The organism is Ruegeria sp. HKCCSP346 (assembly GCF_017872595.1).
Lineage (GTDB): Bacteria > Pseudomonadota > Alphaproteobacteria > Rhodobacterales > Rhodobacteraceae > Ruegeria.
Genome location: NZ_JAEDOT010000001.1, coordinates 856661 through 871848, shown reverse-complemented (window position 1 = coordinate 871848; position 15188 = coordinate 856661). Strand labels below are relative to the sequence as shown.

Below are 15188 nucleotides of genomic sequence, written 5' to 3'. Positions count from 1 at the left end.
GGCCAGATGAAGTCACGGATCCCAGCTTCATCTGGCTGAAAATATCCCCGCCGGAGGCATCGCGCGGCAGCGCGATCCCGCCTATACTCGCATTGCAGCCTGCGCGCAGAAGCAAGACGCTGCAACCGCCCGATCAGCACGGGCCAGAGCCAGATCCAGGCGTTGTTTGACTTGTCGCATTTCAACATCTTCCCCGCGGGCTTTGAGACAATCGTACAGTCCCTTCAGGCTCCAGACGTTGTCGGGATGGATCGAAGCGCGGCTGAGCGAGCCGCCAAGGCCAAGATCTTCGCGATAGACGGCTTCTGCTTCTGCCGCATGACCTTGTTCGAACAGCAATGCGCCAAGCGCGTGGCGGGTGGGCTGCATCCAGCCCCAGGGTTCGTCATAGGGCAGGGTGTCGTCCAGTTCGACCGAGCGGCGCAGATGGGCAAAGGCGATTTCGAAATTGCCTTTTCGGTACTCGATCTCACCGCGCAGCATCTCCCCCGCGATTTCCAGCAGGTCGATCACACGATTGTTGTGCAACCTGCGTGTTTCCGGAACGCATTCCCTAGCTGCCAGAAACAGGTTCTCTTCCGCTTCGGCATGGACAACATCACCCGTTGCGGCATGCGCGATGGCGCGGGCGTAGTGGGTCGTGGCCGTCAGGGTCCGGTAGAGATCCGGATCGGAGGGCAGCTCCAGCGTCTTGGCCTCTTCCCAGCGGCCAAAGCGGATCAGGATGTGCGGCCCCATGGACATGTAGCTTTCGAAGTAATCCGCCATTGGGGGACTTTCGATGCGCAGCATCTCCTCTGGCGTTGTATCCCACAAACCCCGATTGGCGCGTAGGGCAGGTTCGATCTGACCTAGAAACAGCGCGCCATAGATGGCGAAGTGATAATTGTGTTGGCGGTATCCGGTGTAGATATTGAACGCGCCTTCGCGTTCGTAATACTTCAGATCCGCATCCGAGGCTTTTTCGTTCCACTGCACCACATTGTGATAATGGCCGCACAGCACGTCAATATGTGTCGGCATATGCACCAGGTGCCCCGCATCGGGCACCAATGTGCGCAGGACATCACCGGCTTTCAGAGCTTTTTCCGGCGTGGGCGACATCTCCATCAGGTGAACATAAAGATGCAGCAGGCCGGGATGTGACATGGCGGCCGGATCGTTGGCCATGGCCCATTCCAACGCCTCTTGCGCTTCAAGCGTTGCAGCGCCTTGTGCCGGTTGGCCGGTTTTCAGGTCCCACATTTTCCAGGGTGTCAGGTTCAAAAGCGCCTCGACGTAGATCGCGCGCAGGTCCGCATGATCGCGGTGCGCGGCGAAGGCTGCGCGCATCGCTTCGGCAAAATCGTGATCCCACCGGTGCATGTCCTCTGCCGGATCTCGTTGCGGATAGCGCGCAGGGAGGGCTCGGATCAGAGCTTGCTCGACGGGCGTACAGCCGTCTGCCAATCGAAGGGCGTTTTGCATGGCATCATAAGCCAGCGCCAGCGCCTTGCGGCGTCCCCGCTCGTCCTGCAAGTCCCATGGCAGGTTGTAATTCGGCCCCGCCGCGTAGGCGACGCCCCAATATGCCATGGCGCATTGGGGGTCGTGTTCAGCTGCGCGTTGGAAACAAACCACGGCTTCTTCGTGATTGTACCCATAGGTCCAGTTCAGGCCGCGGTCGAACCACAGCTGAGCCTCGGGAATGGAGGTCGTTACCGGACAGGAATAGCTGCCCAGATCATAGTATTCACGCATCAGAAGCCCTCCGCTTGGTTCACGTCGAGGGTAGCGTGTTTCTGACGAGTCGCACAGATCAGGCTGGCAGACGTTCTTCAACGCGGCCCATGTGCAGCATAAGCCCGAAGGCCAGAATGCACATGCTCAGGATGCCGAAGGTCAAAGGCGTGATCGAACCGTCGAACAACAGCCCGATCGGGGCGGCGATGGCAGCGGCCAGCACCGTCGAAATCGATCCGATGACCGAGGCTGCCATTCCGGCGATATGCCCCATCGGCTCCATCGCGATGGCGTTCAGGTTGCCCAGCGTCACGCCGGCCATGAAAAACACCATGGTTTGCCAGAACACGAACAATGCGAACGAGGCGTCTGGCGAAAGATGCGCGGCGTTCAGGGTCATGACAAAGGTGGTAATCAGGATTTGCCCCCCCAGCGCCCATGTCACCATCCGGCGCATGCCCACACGCACCACTAGTGCCGCGTTCAGCAAACTGGCCGACCCGGACATCAGCGCCACGAACCCGAACCAGAACGGAAAGCTTTCGGCGCGGTCATGGATAACGTCATAAACGGGCTGAACCATTGTCAGCATGGTGAACAGCACCCCCATGCACAGGGTCTGAACCATGATCGAAAGGCGCACGGTCGGATGCGAGAACATTTCCTTCGTGGCCGAGAACATCAACGGAATGCGAAAGGGGCGACGGTTTTCCCGGGCCAGAGATTCCGGCAACCGAACGCCCATCCAGAAAATGATGATCAACGCAAACAGAATGAAAGACACAAAGATCCCGCGCCATCCGAACAAAGCGATTACTCCGGCGCCCAGCATCGGTGCCGCCGCGGGTATCAACGTGAAAATCATCATCGCGATTGAGATGATCCGCGCCATTTCGCGGCCTGAATACAAGTCGCGGATGATCGCCATGGCCACCACGCGCGGACCTGCGGCGCCCAGGCCTTGAACCACACGTGCAATCAAGACCAGTTCCAGTGAAGAACTGGCCCATGCGACAGCAGACGCCGCAATGTACAAAGCCGCGCCGCCGTAAATGACCGGCTTGCGTCCCAGCGCATCCGAAAGCGGGCCGGTGAAAAACGTGCCGATCCCCATGCCCAACACAAATGACGTCAGGATCAGTTGGGCACGGTTAACGTCATCGGGGCTGAGCTGCGCGCCGATCTCGGGCAACGCTGGCAGCATCGAATCGATCGAAAAGGCTATGGTGGCGAACATCATTGCAATCAGTGCAATGAATTCCGCCTTCGACATGCGATTGGCCATGAAGACCTCCTAACCCGTTCGCGCTATCACGGCGGGTCGGCATAGGCCAGACTGGAAATTTGCACAGACCTCTGTGCTATTCTGCAGGGGAAGCCTCAAGTTGAGACATGATTTCAGCGATCACTTTCTCCCACATTTCAGGAGGTTGGGCGCCGGGAACCGCATGTTGATTGGCGACAATGAAGGTCGGGACCGAGCTCACACCCATTTTGCGGGAATGAGCATCGCGATTGCGGATATCCTCGCGGTCGGCGTCTGATTTCAGCAGCTTCATGACCACGGCGGCGTCCATTCCGGCGCTGTCCGCGATATCGGCCAAGACTTCGTGGTCGCCGATGTCGCGACCCTGCACGAAATAGGCGTCAAACAGCGCATCGACGACGGCATTCTGCTTGCCTTCGATGCCAGCCCAATGGATCAGGCGATGCGCATCCAGCGTGTTGGGGGTACGTTTCATGGCCTCGAAGTTGATGTTCAGACCGGCCTTTTCGGCGTGTTCCACCACCGGCGCATAGGCGCGAACCGCGCCGTCCTTGCCGCCGAACTTGCGCTCGAGATACTCGCGCCGATCCATTCCCGCATCCGTCATGTCAGGATTCAACTGGAACGGATGCCATTCAATGACAAAGGGGTGGTCGGGTACGTTGGCCAGTGCCTTGTCCAGTTGAGTCTTGCCGATATAGCACCACGGGCAGATCGGATCGGACAGGATGTCGAGCTTGACGGTCTGGGTCATTTTGTTGGTGCCTCGAAATAGGCCGGCAGCGCCCGGCGCAGGAGTTTGCCGTTTCCGCCGGTCGGCAGGGCGGGCAGATGGATGAAGGCGCGTGGTTGTTTGTAACGCGCCAAGTTGGCTTCGACATAGGTGCGCAAGGCCGCATCGTCCAGCTTTTCCGGGCCCGTATAGAAGGCCGCTATCACAAATGTGTCCGGTTTGACCTCGACCGCGGCGGCGCCGACCTGAGTGATGCCCGGAAAGCGGGACAGGGCGGCTTCGACCTCGACCGGGGACACGCGATAGCCACCCGCGTTCATCATATCGTCGTCGCGGCCCAGATAGCTGATCTGACCATCCACGGCCATGACGCCCTGATCGCCCGTCAGAAACCACTCTCCCTGCATCCGCGTTTCAACCTCATCGGGTGCGTTGAGATAGGTCAGCATCAAACCGGGGTCAGAGCGGTGAATGGCGATGGTGCCTTCTTGGCCTTTTGGCACCGGACCGTCCGGACCAAGGATCGCCACACGACGCCCGGGTTGCGGTTGTCCTAATGCGTCGCTGCGCGCGGGGTGATCCGGGCTGGAGGAAATGAAGGTAGAGCATTCGGACATGCCATAGGCTTCGAACAACTCGGTGCCGGTGGCCTTTCGCCATTGTTCGTGCAGCGCGCGCGACAGTTTCTCACCCGCGCACAAGCCGTGGCGCAGGTCAGGCAGCTCCACCCGATCGCACCCTTGCACCATCTTGCGAAAGACCCCGGGGGCCGCTGCAAAGATCGTTGCGCCATGCTGGCGCAGCAGGGCAGGCAGGGCCGTGATTTCCGTGCCGGGCGCGGGGATCAGGGCAGTTGCGCCCATGGTCCATGGATCCATCAGGCCGGTGCCCAGCGTATAGGTCCAGTTGAATGCTCCGGCGTGACACAGCCGGTCGGTCTCGCGCAGACCATACCAGCCATCGACCATCATCTGCCGCGCCCAGATTGCTCGGTGGGCATGGGCCACGGCACGAGGCTTGCCCGAGGTTCCAGAGGTATAGACGACATAGGCCATACGTTCCGGATCGCCCATGTCAAATTCTGCCGGGGGCAGGTTTCGCATGGCTTTCAACGCGTCCAGCCCGATCTGTTTGGAATGCGAGGCGCAGGCGACGCCCGGATCACGCAGAATCACCGCCGGAGAAAGCTCGTCGATCATCTTGGCGGTTTCGGGTTCCGTCAGTTGTGACGATGTCGGCACCGGTACGATGCCCACGGCAATTGCCCCCAGATAGGCAATCGGGAAATCCACCGTGTTTCCCAGCCGCATCAGCGCGATATCACCAGGTTTCAACCCGGCCCGCAGCAACCCCATGCCTGTGCCCAGCACAGCCGCTTTCAGATCGCGATAGGTCCAGTCTTGCGCGCCGTTCGGGCGCAATATCGACAAAGCCACTTTATCCGGCGCGTGATCGGCGCGGCCCAGAACATGGGCCGCCAGATTGAATGGCGTGGGGCAGGGTGCGGGCGACCCCTGATCGAAGATTGACAACATGGCCTCTGGCTATCGCGCCGCCTGCCGCGTTGCAAGCATGGCTGGCCGGGCCTATAGAAGGGTCATGAGCACTCAAGATCCCAAATCTCTGATCCGAATTGCCCGCGATTCTGGCGACCATACCGAAGTCGAACCCTTGGACCTTGGCGCCCGTGTGCGAGAGCTGCGCAAAGCGCGGGAATGGACATTGGAACAGGCCGCCAGTCAGGCCGGATTGGCACGCTCGACCCTCAGCAAGATTGAAAACGGGCAGATGTCGCCGACTTACGACGCGCTCAAGAAGCTTGCGACCGGGCTGGAGATTTCTGTTCCCCAACTGTTTACGCCGCCCCAGCGCGATCAGGTGATCGGACGCATGGCGATCACCCGTGTGGGCGACGGCACGGCTCATGCCACCACCACCTATGAGCATGAGCTGCTGGCCGAAACCCTGACCAAGAAACAGATGCTGCCCTATCGTGCGCGGGTCCGCGCAAGATCAATGGATGAATTTGACGGCTGGGTGCGCCATGACGGCGAAGAATTCATGTATGTGCTGACCGGTGTCGTCAAGCTTTACACCGAGTTTTACGAGCCGGTTGAGATGCGCAGAGGGGACAGCGCGTATTACGACGGCAGCATGGGCCACAACGTGATTTCCGTCAGTGACGAAGACGCGACGATCCTTTGGGTTACATCACTTGCCTAAAGCGGTTCTGCTGAATTCCCGGTTCAGCCCTTCGGTGAACAGGAAATCTTCGACCTCTTCATGTGCCTCATTCATCGTAAGTTGGTGACGTTCGGCCAAATAGGCTTCAAACCCTTTTCGATCCTTCAACACGCGCATCATGTCCTTGTCACGCAGGTTCGGAAAACGCCGCTTTGCGCGTTCGCATGCCGCATTCCAGTCGTTTGTAAGATCGGTCCAGTTCATCATCAATGAGCTTCCCTTAGCAACGATTAGGACTGCTCTCCCCCACACCAGAGTACGGACAGGGTGCCGCCACGTAAGACATGACAAAATGTCGCAGCGCTGGACCGCGCTTTTTTCAGGGGGATTTGTGCCCGCTGCGAAGTTTCCGCAACGGGCCTACGGGCCTACATTTGGTGTGAGTGGTGGCGGGCCCGGTTGTTCTGTAATCCGCAGCGCCATATTGTCCCGGCGGGCAGAGAGGCGGGGTCATCGCCAGCTCGCTATTAAGCCTAAATGCCCAATTTATATGCATATTTTCCAGAAAAGTAAAATTGTTTGTGGGTGTTTCTTTCCGGATCGCTTGCATGTGACGATGCTGGACGCTGATTACGATGCTTCCAATGCGGCCAAACGATATCTTGTGTGGGATAATAATGTGCTGAAATTTGCCGATTGGCGGAAATTTCCCGAGCGCTGTTTGTATGAAATTGCTGGCACTTTAAGCTTCCGTCTTTCGGAAACTTCAGTTGGAAAGACCAGCCGGATTCACATGTACAACGGCTGGTCTTGGGTTTGCGCCTTTTACTGGGCGTCGTACCACCAGACTTCGGGCATGTATTGCGGACCGTCGCCATAGATGGGCAGAGTTTCCGCGTGCTTCAGCTCTTTGACATGCGCGATGCGCCCGATGTCAAAGCTCCAGATCGGGATGACATAGCGGCCTGCGGTCAGTACCCGGTCCAGCGCGCGGGTGGCCGCGGTAAAGTCATCGCGGGTTTTTGAGGCCAGCATGGCATCGATCATGGCATCAACTGCGGGCGAAGATACGCCCATCAGGTTACGAGTGCCGGGGGCATCGGCAGTTTCGCTGCCCCAATAAAGACGCTGTTCATTGCCAGGAGACAGGGAAAGCGCCCGGCGGAACGTCGTGACGTCAAAGTCCAGCTCAGACGTGCGCCCGACATATTGGGCATTGTCGACCTGTTCCGTCGTGACCCCGATGCCGAGACGTTCCAGCGCGCGGGAATAGATCTCGACCACAGTTGCCATCTCGCTGTCACCCTGTTGCAGCAGGAAAGTCATCTGAAAGGCATCACCATTTGCATTGCGCAGCACGCCTTCCTGAACGGTCCAGCCTGCCTCGGCCAATAGTCCCGCGGCCTTACGGAGGTTTGCCCGGTTCCGGGCCGATCCGTCGCCTTTCGGCAGTTCATACCCTTCCAGCGTGCCGGGCAACAGGATGTCAGCATAAGGAAGCAACAGATCTTTTACCCGCCCCTGGGCCGGGCCGGGCTGCATGGCAAGGTCGGACCCCGAGAAATAAGACGCGATCCTTGGTTGCGCACCACCGGTTACCGTGTCGTTGATGAATTCGAAGTTGAACGCAAGCGTCAGCGCTTCGCGCACGCGCCAGTCGTCGAACGGAGCCTTTCTTGTGTTCATCACGAACCCGGTCATTCCCGAAGGTTTTCCATGCGGAATTTCGGTCTTGATGACATCGCCGCGCTGCACGGCGGGAAAGTTGTATTGCGTGTCCCATTTGTCGGCGTTGAATTCACGCACGGCTGAAAGCTCTCCGGCTTTGAACGCTTCGAACAAGACGCTGCCGTCGCCGTAGAATTCGATCCGCAGCTCATCAAGGTTCATGGTGCCGCGGCGAAACGGGATGTCGTTCCCCCAATAGTCCGGATTGCGTCGCAGATTCACAAAGCGTCCCGCTTCGTAGCTTTCAATCACGTAGGGGCCGGTTCCAATCGGCACATCATGCAGTTGTGCATCCGCGAAATTCTTGCCCTCCCATTGCGCTTTTTTCAGGATCGGGCGCATCCCGGCCAGCAGCGCAAGCTCTCGGTCGGGTTCATTGAACGTGATACGCACCGAACGCGGGCCGGTTTGTTCGATACTTTCGATCTTGCCCCATAGACCGCGATAGCGCAGATGCCCCTGCGTGCCCAACGTTTCGTAAGACCAGATAACATCATCGATCGTGACCGGACTACCGTCGGAAAACCGCGCCTCCTCCCGCAGGGTGAATTCGACCCAGGACCGGGCTGGATCGGTCTCAACTGATTCGGCTAACAGCCCATAAAGTGTGAAAGGTTCGTCCCATGACCGCCCCATCAGGCTTTCATGGGTCCAGAAAGGCAATTGCCAAGGCGAGGTGCCTTTTTGCAAAAACGGGTTCAGGCTGTTAAATCCGCCAGTGTTTCCGAACACGGCGTTGCCGCCTTTGGGCGCATCCGGGTTGGCGTATGGGAGGGACACAAAATCCGGTGGTAGGGCCGGGTCCCCATACATAGCTATGCCATGAGACGATTCTGCATGGGCGACAGAGATCACGAAAATGGTGGCGATTCCTGCCACAAGTGATCGAAACGGACGGAGAAAATCCGGGCTCATTTTGGAAACAATCCTGCTCTGGCCTTATTTTGTTGGTATTCACCGTAGTGATGATTTTTCTTATTATCAAACTTTTAGCTTGGACCAAGGCGCAGAATTGCTTATAAAGGTTGCACTGCTCGATAGGTTTCTTGCCTGTATGAAACCTGCCTCAATAACTTAACGCCCGCTTCGTGCGGGCGTTTTTTTTGCCTGTGGAAGTCTCAGGCCGGTATTCCAATCCCACATGTTTCCCCGTTTTCTTTGCAGGTGCAGCATGGCATGGTGCGCCTGATCAACGCTTGAGGGAGAATGGACATGAGCCTGTCCGGCAAAACGGCAATCATCACGGGATCAAATTCGGGCATCGGCCTGGGCGTCGCACGCGAGCTGGCCAAGGCCGGTGCCGATGTGGTTCTGAATTCCTTTACCGATCGCGATGAAGATCACGCGCTTGCCGCGCAGATTGCGAAAGAGACCGGAACCAATGCGCGCTACATCAAGGCCGACATGTCCAAGGGCGAGGAATGCCGATCCTTGATCGAACAGGCGGGGTCTTGTGACATTCTGGTGAACAATGCCGGGATTCAGCATGTCTCACCGATTGACAAATTCCCGGTTGATAAATGGGATGCGATTATCGCAATCAACATGAACTCGACCTTTCACACAACGGCGGCCGCGTTGCCGATGATGCGCAAGGCAGGTTGGGGACGTGTGGTGAACATCGCCTCGGCCCACGGTCTGACGGCATCCCCTTTCAAGGCGGCATATGTTGCGGCCAAGCACGGCGTGGTGGGAATGACCAAGACCGTAGCGCTGGAAACTGCGCAGGAACCGATCACCTGCAATGCCATCTGCCCGGGATATGTGCTGACGCCGCTGGTCGAGTCCCAGATTCCCGACACGATGAAAGAATACAACATGAGCCGTGAGGACGTTGTGAAGAACGTTCTTTTGGAACGGCAACCGTCCAAGGAATTCGCCACGGTCGAACAACTGGGTGGAACGACTATCTTCCTGTGTTCGGACGCGGCCGCTCAGATCACCGGAACCACAATTTCCGTCGATGGTGGCTGGACCGCGCTTTGAGGTTTTGCGGGGGCGCTGCCCCCACACCCCCAGAGTATTTTGGAAAAGATGAAGGGGTTGCGGCATGAAGCGGATCAATCTGGCTTTGCAGGGGGGTGGGGCGCATGGTGCGTTCACCTGGGGTGTGCTCGACCGGCTGCTGGACGAGGACGACATCGAGGTCGCTGCCATTACCGGAACTTCCGCAGGGGCGCTGAACGGTGCGGCCTACAAATCTGGTATGGTTCATTCCGGGCGCGAAGGCGCGCGGGCACGCCTGGACGGGTTGTGGAAGCGCATGGGCGCTATTGGCGACATGCGCTTTGCCAACTGGTTTCGCGGCCTTGAACCGGCGGCCATTGCGCAGGCGATGGAATATTCGGTGCCGTTTTCGATTGGGGATGCCTGGTCGCGGATGGTGTCGCCCTATGCGTACGGGCCGTTCTACAGCAACCCTTTGAAGCCGGTGGTGGACAGGTTCAATTTTGACGAGGTGTGCGCAGATGAAGGCCCGCGACTGTTTGTGTGTGCCACCTGCGTACGCAGCGGCAAGATCCGCGTCTTTACCGGCGACGAAATCAGCACCGACGCCATCCTGGCCTCGGCCTGTTTGCCGACCCTGTTTAAGGCGGTTGAGATTTTCGACCCGAAGACAAACCGGACCGAAGCCTATTGGGACGGAGGGTATACCGGCAACCCGGCGCTCTATCCGTTGTTCAACGATGATTTGCCGGATGACGTGGTGATCGTGAACATCAATCCGCTGGAGCGTGACGAAGTTCCGATCACGCCGCAGCAAATCCAGAACCGGATCAACGAGATCAGCTTCAACTCATCCCTGTTTCGCGAGTTGCGGGCGATCAGCTTTGTCCAGCGGTTGTTGAAAGAAGGCAAGCTGACAGCCGGAGAGATGAGCCGCGTTCTGGTTCACATGATTGCAGATAACGACTTGATGAACAGCCTGTCTGTTGCCACCAAAACCGTGCCCAATCCGGTCATTCTGCACAAGCTGAAACAGGCCGGACGGAACGCCGCAGACGGTTTTCTTGCCAACCACAAGAAGGATTTGGGCCAGACCAGCACAATTGATCTGCCTGCGATGTTCAGCTGATCACTCGGGCGGCTGTGTCGGATCTTTTCCATTCGGATAGACAAGCCCCGCCGAAATCACCAGTTTGGCGGCGTCTTCGATGCTCATGTCCAGCAGGATCACGTCTTCTGCGGGGAAGAACAACAGAAACCCCGATGTCGGGTTGGGTGTCGTGGGTACGAATACGCTCAGCAGTTCGCCACCGGTTTCGGCGCGTTGGCTGACCTCACCCTTGGCGCTGGTCGAGACAAAGCCGATGGCCCAGATCCCGCGACGCGGGTACTGGATCAGGCAGGCTTTTTCGAAAGAACGCTCGGTCTGGGCAAACACCGTTTCCGAAATTTGCTTGATCCCGGAATAGACCGAGCGCACGACGGGCATCCGGTCAACAACGCTTTCGGCGAAGTGGATCAGGGAACGGCCCAGTATGCCCTTGGCGATCCAGCCGACCAGAACGGTGAAGATCAGGAAGATCACCACGCCCACGCCGCGCAGGTTGATGCCCACGTATTGTTCGGGCTGGAACTGTTGGGGCACCAGCGGCAGAACCGCACTGTCTATCCAGCCGACTACGGACCAGATCAGCCAGACCGTCAACCAGACAGGCGCAATGACCACGATGCCCGTCAGAAAGGACGCGCGCAGCCGTGAAAGCATGCCCGGGCGGCGGTGAGGCTCTTCGTCGAAGGGTGTATTCATTGCGGTTCCGAATGGTTTCCGGATTTAGGTAGTCAATCCACGGCCTTGGTACAATAGGTTAACGTCACCTCTGTTTGACGAGCGCTTGCGCGATCTTGGCCGCCAAACGCGCATTGTTTCGAACAAGGGCGATGTTGGCGACCAATGACCGGCCTTCGGTCTTTTCAAAGATACGTTGCAGCAGATAGGGGGTCACGGCTTTGCCGGTGATACGATGGGCATCTGCATCTGACTGGGCTTCGGCGATGATGGGGGCCAATTCCTCGGCCGGGATTTGATCGGCGGCCGGAATCGGGTTCGCCACCAACTGCCCGCCGGGCAGACCCAGCGCGCGGCGGGTCGTGTGGGCTTTGGCGATGGCATCGGCACTGTCCATGCGCAGGGGCGCGTTAAAGGGCGACTTTGCCGACCAGAACGCAGGAAACTCGTCCTGGCCATGTGCGATCACAGGCACGCCCAGCGTTTCCAGAACCTCAAGCGTTTTGGCGAGGTCCAGGATGGCTTTCGCCCCGGCTGCGACGACGGTCACGGGCGTATGGCCAAGCTCGTGCAGATCGGCTGAGATGTCGAAGGTGGTCTCGGCCCCCTGATGCACGCCGCCGATACCGCCGGTGGCAAAAACCTCGATCCCGGCATAGTGCGCGGCGATCATCGTGGCGGCAACGGTGGTGGCCCCGGTGCCACCGGTCGAGATGCACGCCGCCATGTCCGCGCGCGAAATCTTGGCAACGCCTTGGGCCTGACCCAGCCATTGCAGCTGATCCTGCTCCAGCCCGACATGCAATTTGCCTTCGATTACGGCCATGGTTGCAGGAACCGCACCCGCATCGCGTATGTCCTGTTCGACCTGTGCCGCGACTTCGATGTTCTGCGGGTAGGGCATCCCGTGGGTGATGATGGTGCTTTCCAGCGCAACGATGGGCAGGCCCGCGTCCTTGGCGGCGCGAACCTCGGCAGAGTATTTGATGTCGATCACAGTGGGGTTTCTCCGGAAACGTAGGTTGCAGCGGCGTGCAGGGCGCGGGTCAGGGCCTCGTCACTGGATGCACCGCCGGATTCTGAGGCGATATGGGCCGCCATGAAAGTATCCCCGGCACCGGTCACGCGGGTGACCAGAACGGCAGGGGGTGTTTGCGTCAGGATTTCTGTCGAGCTGCCGATGGTTGCCGAATTGCCGCCGTCGGTGACCAGCACCCGCAGCGCGCCGCGATCCAGAAGGCCTTTGGCCGCGGATTCGGAATCGGTGAATTCACGCTGGCACAGGATACCGGCCTCTTCGAGGTTTACATAGAGCGTGGCGCGCGCATGTTTCAGGAACGGCAGCAGACGTTCGGCCTTGCCCGGCGATGCCGGGGCCACGCGCAGATCCGCACGCGCAAAAGCAGGGCTTTGGGCAATTTCTTCCAGCAGGTCCAGTGTCAGATTGCCATCCAGTGCGATCGGGCCCTCAAATGGTGCGTTTTCAAAACCCAGAGGTCCGTGCATCAAAGGGTGCAGTATCTTTGCGCCCGCGGCCTCCAGCGAATGCGCGTCGGCAATCGCCGCGATCAACCCGTTCGCACCTTCGACGGCCATATAGCGGTCGGTCGGCAAATCCTGCGACCGATAGATGTGATCCGTCACCATGCCGAGGCGCGAACAGGCATGGACAAGCTCGTCGCCTTCCGGATCGCGGCCAATGGCGGTCAGCAGGGTGGGTGTCATGCCGAAACGAACCAGTGTCATGGCAATGTTCATCGCAACGCCACCGGGCAGGCGGGTGATCCGGCCCGGCACGTCCGAGCCCTGTCGCATGGCGCTGGCCGATCGGCCGATCACGTCCCACAGGACCGAGCCGATGCACAGGATATTGGTGTTCTGAGTCATACGGGACGTCATGCCGCAGCGGTGTTGCCCGTGCAAGCCGGAACGTCATCGCAACAAGAGATTCCCGACCGGCCTGTGCCGATATGGCCTTGCGATCCGTGGCCTTCGCGGGAACAATCAAAAGCAATGATTGGTGATTTGATTTTCCTGTTGGAGCGTTTCGTATGAATGGCCCCGTCTTCCGTGCCATCCTCCGAGCCCTCAATACCTGCGCCCTGAGTTTTTTCGTTCTTCTGACCTTGCATCCGGGATCCGTAACGGCGCAAACGACCCCGCCGACGGTCATTGATTTCTGGGTCAAGGATGACACTCTGTTTCTCGAGGTGAAACTGAACGCCGAGGCCATGCTGGTCGGTGCCGATCCGACACAACCCGACGCTTATTCCGGCAATTCACAGTACCGATCTCTGCGACGATTGGTGTCGTCGGAACTGGAACCGCAGATCAGAGACTTTGTTCAGGTCTGGAAGCAAAGCCTTGTGGTCGAAGCGCCTGATCGCCTGGACCTGTCTTATGAAGGTGTGCGTATACCGGTGGTGGGCGACACGGAAAAAGTGCGTGTTTCCAAGTTGTTGTTGACTGCACGTTTGCCGGATCACGCATCGAATCTGCGCCTGACCTGGCCGCAGTACAGCGGGTCAGTCGTTCTTCGTCAGCAAAACGTGATGGCCCCGTATACAGGGTTTCTGACTGCCGGAGAAATCAGCCCACTGATCCCGTTGCAGGGCGGGGCATCGCTGACAACAGAGCAGACACTGCAGACGTATTTCGCAAAGGGCATCAGCCGATTTGTTCAAAGCCTCCTTAAGCCATCCATCCTTGTTCTGACACTCGTGATGCTGACGCTGAGCCTGCGGCCTGTGATGTCTCAGGTGGCGTTTTTGGCAGCAGGGGTTTTTGTCGGGCTCGGGTTGGGCATGTACGGCGTGCTGGACGTACCAGAAAACATGCAGGATCAGGCCTTGGTGGCTGCGATCATCATTCTGGCGCTATGGAACCTGGTGGCCCGGCACTTGCAGGTCTGGCGCCTGTTGGCCGTGCTTGCCGCAGGCTGTGTTTACGGATTGGCACTGGCTTCGGGTTTGACAAAGATCGGGGTGCCGCCCGATCATCTGGCTCCGGCTGTTTTGGGGTTTGGTGTCGGGAATCTAGTACCTGTCGTCTTTGTGGCTGTTCTGGCCTTTGCCTGCGCGCTTTTGCTTGCAGGCGGGTCACACAGAAAACGAGGCCGGATTTCGGTTCTGACCTCGATGCTGATCGCCGGGATCGGCGTGTATTGGATGGCTGAACCCTGGTTGCTGGCTTAAGATATTGCCGCCAGCAGCTTGTTCAGCGCACCCAGCGGGTCGTCATCGCCCCAGATCTCGTCCCCGATGCCGAAGAAATCGGTGCAGGGGGCCAGATCGCCGATCAATTCGGGCGTCAGGCCGCCTTCGGCCACGACCGGGACTTCGATCATCTCGGACCACCATTGGAACAGATCTTTTTCGGCGCGGGTTCCGTCGCCCAACGTGGCGGTGCCAACGGGGCCGAAGGCCACATAATCTGCGCCGTGTTCGCCCGCCGTCATGCCGTCATGGCTGGACGCGCCGCAAAAGCTTCCGACGATCGCATCCGGACCCAGCTCCTTGCGCGCGGCGCGGACCGAACGTGCGCCGTCATCCAGATGCACCCCATCCAGCCCCAGACGTTGCGCCAGCAGCACGTGGTTTGAAATAACGATGGCCACGTCACGGGCGTGGGCCACTTCGCGGCAGGCATCAGCGGCACGGGCGATGGTGTCTTCGTCGTTGCCAGCCAGCGCCAGGCGGATGCAGGCGATCTCGGCCCCGTCCAGAACCGATGCCAGTTTGGCCGGAAACGTGCTCAGCTCGATGGTCGGAGGCGTTATCAGGTAAATCTGCGGCTGCTCGGGGGTGTCCATGGGCGCGTCC

At 59.0% G+C, this 15188-nt stretch carries 14 protein-coding genes; 4 read left to right on the top strand and 10 right to left on the bottom strand.

The genetic code is table 11. The features are described from left to right. Positions 1 to 81: 81 nt before the first annotated feature. From I9185_RS04325 to I9185_RS04310, 4 genes are all read right to left on the bottom strand, one after another. Positions 82 to 1740, bottom strand: a complete 1659-nt coding sequence (locus I9185_RS04325) for a hypothetical protein (protein WP_210092430.1) — start codon at positions 1738 to 1740, stop codon at positions 82 to 84. 58 nt (positions 1741 to 1798) lie between these two features. Then, a complete protein-coding gene (locus tag I9185_RS04320) occupies positions 1799 to 3007 on the bottom strand; it encodes a multidrug effflux MFS transporter (protein WP_210092429.1) in 1209 nt (402 codons plus the stop codon). A gap of 76 nt (positions 3008 to 3083) precedes the next feature. Further along, positions 3084 to 3743: a DsbA family oxidoreductase gene (locus tag I9185_RS04315; RefSeq protein ID WP_171632123.1), complete on the bottom strand. Its 660-nt coding sequence runs from the start codon at positions 3741 to 3743 to the stop codon at positions 3084 to 3086. Further along, a complete protein-coding gene (locus tag I9185_RS04310) occupies positions 3740 to 5257 on the bottom strand; it encodes a class I adenylate-forming enzyme family protein (RefSeq protein WP_209832958.1) in 1518 nt (505 codons plus the stop codon). The genes I9185_RS04315 and I9185_RS04310 overlap by 4 nt, the downstream gene beginning before the upstream one ends. A gap of 64 nt (positions 5258 to 5321) precedes the next feature. Here I9185_RS04310 and I9185_RS04305 point away from each other — a divergent pair, with 64 nt between their 5' ends. Next, positions 5322 to 5945 carry an XRE family transcriptional regulator gene (locus I9185_RS04305; RefSeq protein ID WP_171167898.1) on the top strand — a complete coding sequence of 208 codons (624 nt, stop codon included), beginning with the start codon at positions 5322 to 5324 and terminating at the stop codon, positions 5943 to 5945. Here I9185_RS04305 and I9185_RS04300 read toward each other — a convergent pair. Both I9185_RS04300 and I9185_RS04295 read right to left on the bottom strand, forming a co-directional pair. Further along, on the bottom strand, positions 5934 to 6173 hold the full coding sequence (locus I9185_RS04300) for a hypothetical protein (protein ID WP_170344111.1): 240 nt from the start codon (positions 6171 to 6173) through the stop codon (positions 5934 to 5936). The two genes, I9185_RS04305 and I9185_RS04300, sit on opposite strands and share 12 nt — an antisense overlap. A gap of 558 nt (positions 6174 to 6731) precedes the next feature. Next, on the bottom strand, positions 6732 to 8549 hold the full coding sequence (locus I9185_RS04295; RefSeq protein WP_210092428.1) for an extracellular solute-binding protein: 1818 nt from the start codon (positions 8547 to 8549) through the stop codon (positions 6732 to 6734). Between the two features lie 297 nt (positions 8550 to 8846). Here I9185_RS04295 and I9185_RS04290 point away from each other — a divergent pair, with 297 nt between their 5' ends. Further along, on the top strand, positions 8847 to 9620 hold the full coding sequence (locus I9185_RS04290) for a 3-hydroxybutyrate dehydrogenase (protein WP_210092427.1): 774 nt from the start codon (positions 8847 to 8849) through the stop codon (positions 9618 to 9620). A 64-nt stretch (positions 9621 to 9684) separates the two neighbouring features. Then, positions 9685 to 10710 carry a patatin-like phospholipase family protein gene (locus I9185_RS04285; protein ID WP_171632136.1) on the top strand — a complete coding sequence of 342 codons (1026 nt, stop codon included), beginning with the start codon at positions 9685 to 9687 and terminating at the stop codon, positions 10708 to 10710. Here I9185_RS04285 and I9185_RS04280 read toward each other — a convergent pair whose 3' ends face one another. The 3 genes from I9185_RS04280 to I9185_RS04270 form a co-directional block, all read right to left on the bottom strand. Next, positions 10711 to 11388 carry a DUF502 domain-containing protein gene (locus I9185_RS04280; protein WP_152458130.1) on the bottom strand — a complete coding sequence of 226 codons (678 nt, stop codon included), beginning with the start codon at positions 11386 to 11388 and terminating at the stop codon, positions 10711 to 10713. It abuts the gene before it with no gap. 64 nt (positions 11389 to 11452) lie between these two features. Beyond that, complete coding sequence (locus tag I9185_RS04275; RefSeq protein ID WP_210092426.1) at positions 11453 to 12364, bottom strand: pseudouridine-5'-phosphate glycosidase; 912 nt, start codon at positions 12362 to 12364, stop codon at positions 11453 to 11455. After that, positions 12361 to 13254, bottom strand: coding sequence for a PfkB family carbohydrate kinase (locus I9185_RS04270; protein WP_210092425.1), 894 nt, complete (start codon positions 13252 to 13254; stop codon positions 12361 to 12363). The genes I9185_RS04275 and I9185_RS04270 overlap by 4 nt, the downstream gene beginning before the upstream one ends. Positions 13255 to 13418: 164 nt before the next feature. On the opposite strand from I9185_RS04270, the gene I9185_RS04265 reads away from it, so the two are divergent. Continuing rightward, positions 13419 to 14561, top strand: a complete 1143-nt coding sequence (locus I9185_RS04265; protein ID WP_210092424.1) for a HupE/UreJ family protein — start codon at positions 13419 to 13421, stop codon at positions 14559 to 14561. Here the strand turns inward: I9185_RS04265 and I9185_RS04260 are convergent. Beyond that, a complete protein-coding gene (locus I9185_RS04260) occupies positions 14558 to 15178 on the bottom strand; it encodes a thiamine phosphate synthase (protein WP_210092423.1) in 621 nt (206 codons plus the stop codon). The genes I9185_RS04265 and I9185_RS04260 overlap by 4 nt on opposite strands. Between the last annotated feature and the right edge of the window lie 10 nt (positions 15179 to 15188).

What these genes read in the sequence shown, in the direction of transcription:
- I9185_RS04265 (WP_210092424.1), top strand. Translation starts at nt 13,419, where the DNA reads ATGAATGGCCCCGTCTTCCGTGCCATCCTCCGAGCCCTCAATACCTGC.
- I9185_RS04260 (WP_210092423.1), bottom strand. Translation starts at nt 15,178, where the DNA reads ATGGACACCCCCGAGCAGCCGCAGATTTACCTGATAACGCCTCCGACC.
- I9185_RS04300 (WP_170344111.1), bottom strand. Translation starts at nt 6,173, where the DNA reads ATGATGAACTGGACCGATCTTACAAACGACTGGAATGCGGCATGCGAA.
- I9185_RS04325 (WP_210092430.1), bottom strand. Translation starts at nt 1,740, where the DNA reads ATGCGTGAATACTATGATCTGGGCAGCTATTCCTGTCCGGTAACGACC.
- I9185_RS04280 (WP_152458130.1), bottom strand. Translation starts at nt 11,388, where the DNA reads ATGAATACACCCTTCGACGAAGAGCCTCACCGCCGCCCGGGCATGCTT.
- I9185_RS04315 (WP_171632123.1), bottom strand. Translation starts at nt 3,743, where the DNA reads ATGACCCAGACCGTCAAGCTCGACATCCTGTCCGATCCGATCTGCCCG.
- I9185_RS04285 (WP_171632136.1), top strand. Translation starts at nt 9,685, where the DNA reads ATGAAGCGGATCAATCTGGCTTTGCAGGGGGGTGGGGCGCATGGTGCG.
- I9185_RS04295 (WP_210092428.1), bottom strand. Translation starts at nt 8,549, where the DNA reads ATGAGCCCGGATTTTCTCCGTCCGTTTCGATCACTTGTGGCAGGAATC.
- I9185_RS04320 (WP_210092429.1), bottom strand. Translation starts at nt 3,007, where the DNA reads ATGGCCAATCGCATGTCGAAGGCGGAATTCATTGCACTGATTGCAATG.
- I9185_RS04270 (WP_210092425.1), bottom strand. Translation starts at nt 13,254, where the DNA reads ATGACTCAGAACACCAATATCCTGTGCATCGGCTCGGTCCTGTGGGAC.
- I9185_RS04290 (WP_210092427.1), top strand. Translation starts at nt 8,847, where the DNA reads ATGAGCCTGTCCGGCAAAACGGCAATCATCACGGGATCAAATTCGGGC.
- I9185_RS04305 (WP_171167898.1), top strand. Translation starts at nt 5,322, where the DNA reads ATGAGCACTCAAGATCCCAAATCTCTGATCCGAATTGCCCGCGATTCT.
- I9185_RS04310 (WP_209832958.1), bottom strand. Translation starts at nt 5,257, where the DNA reads ATGTTGTCAATCTTCGATCAGGGGTCGCCCGCACCCTGCCCCACGCCA.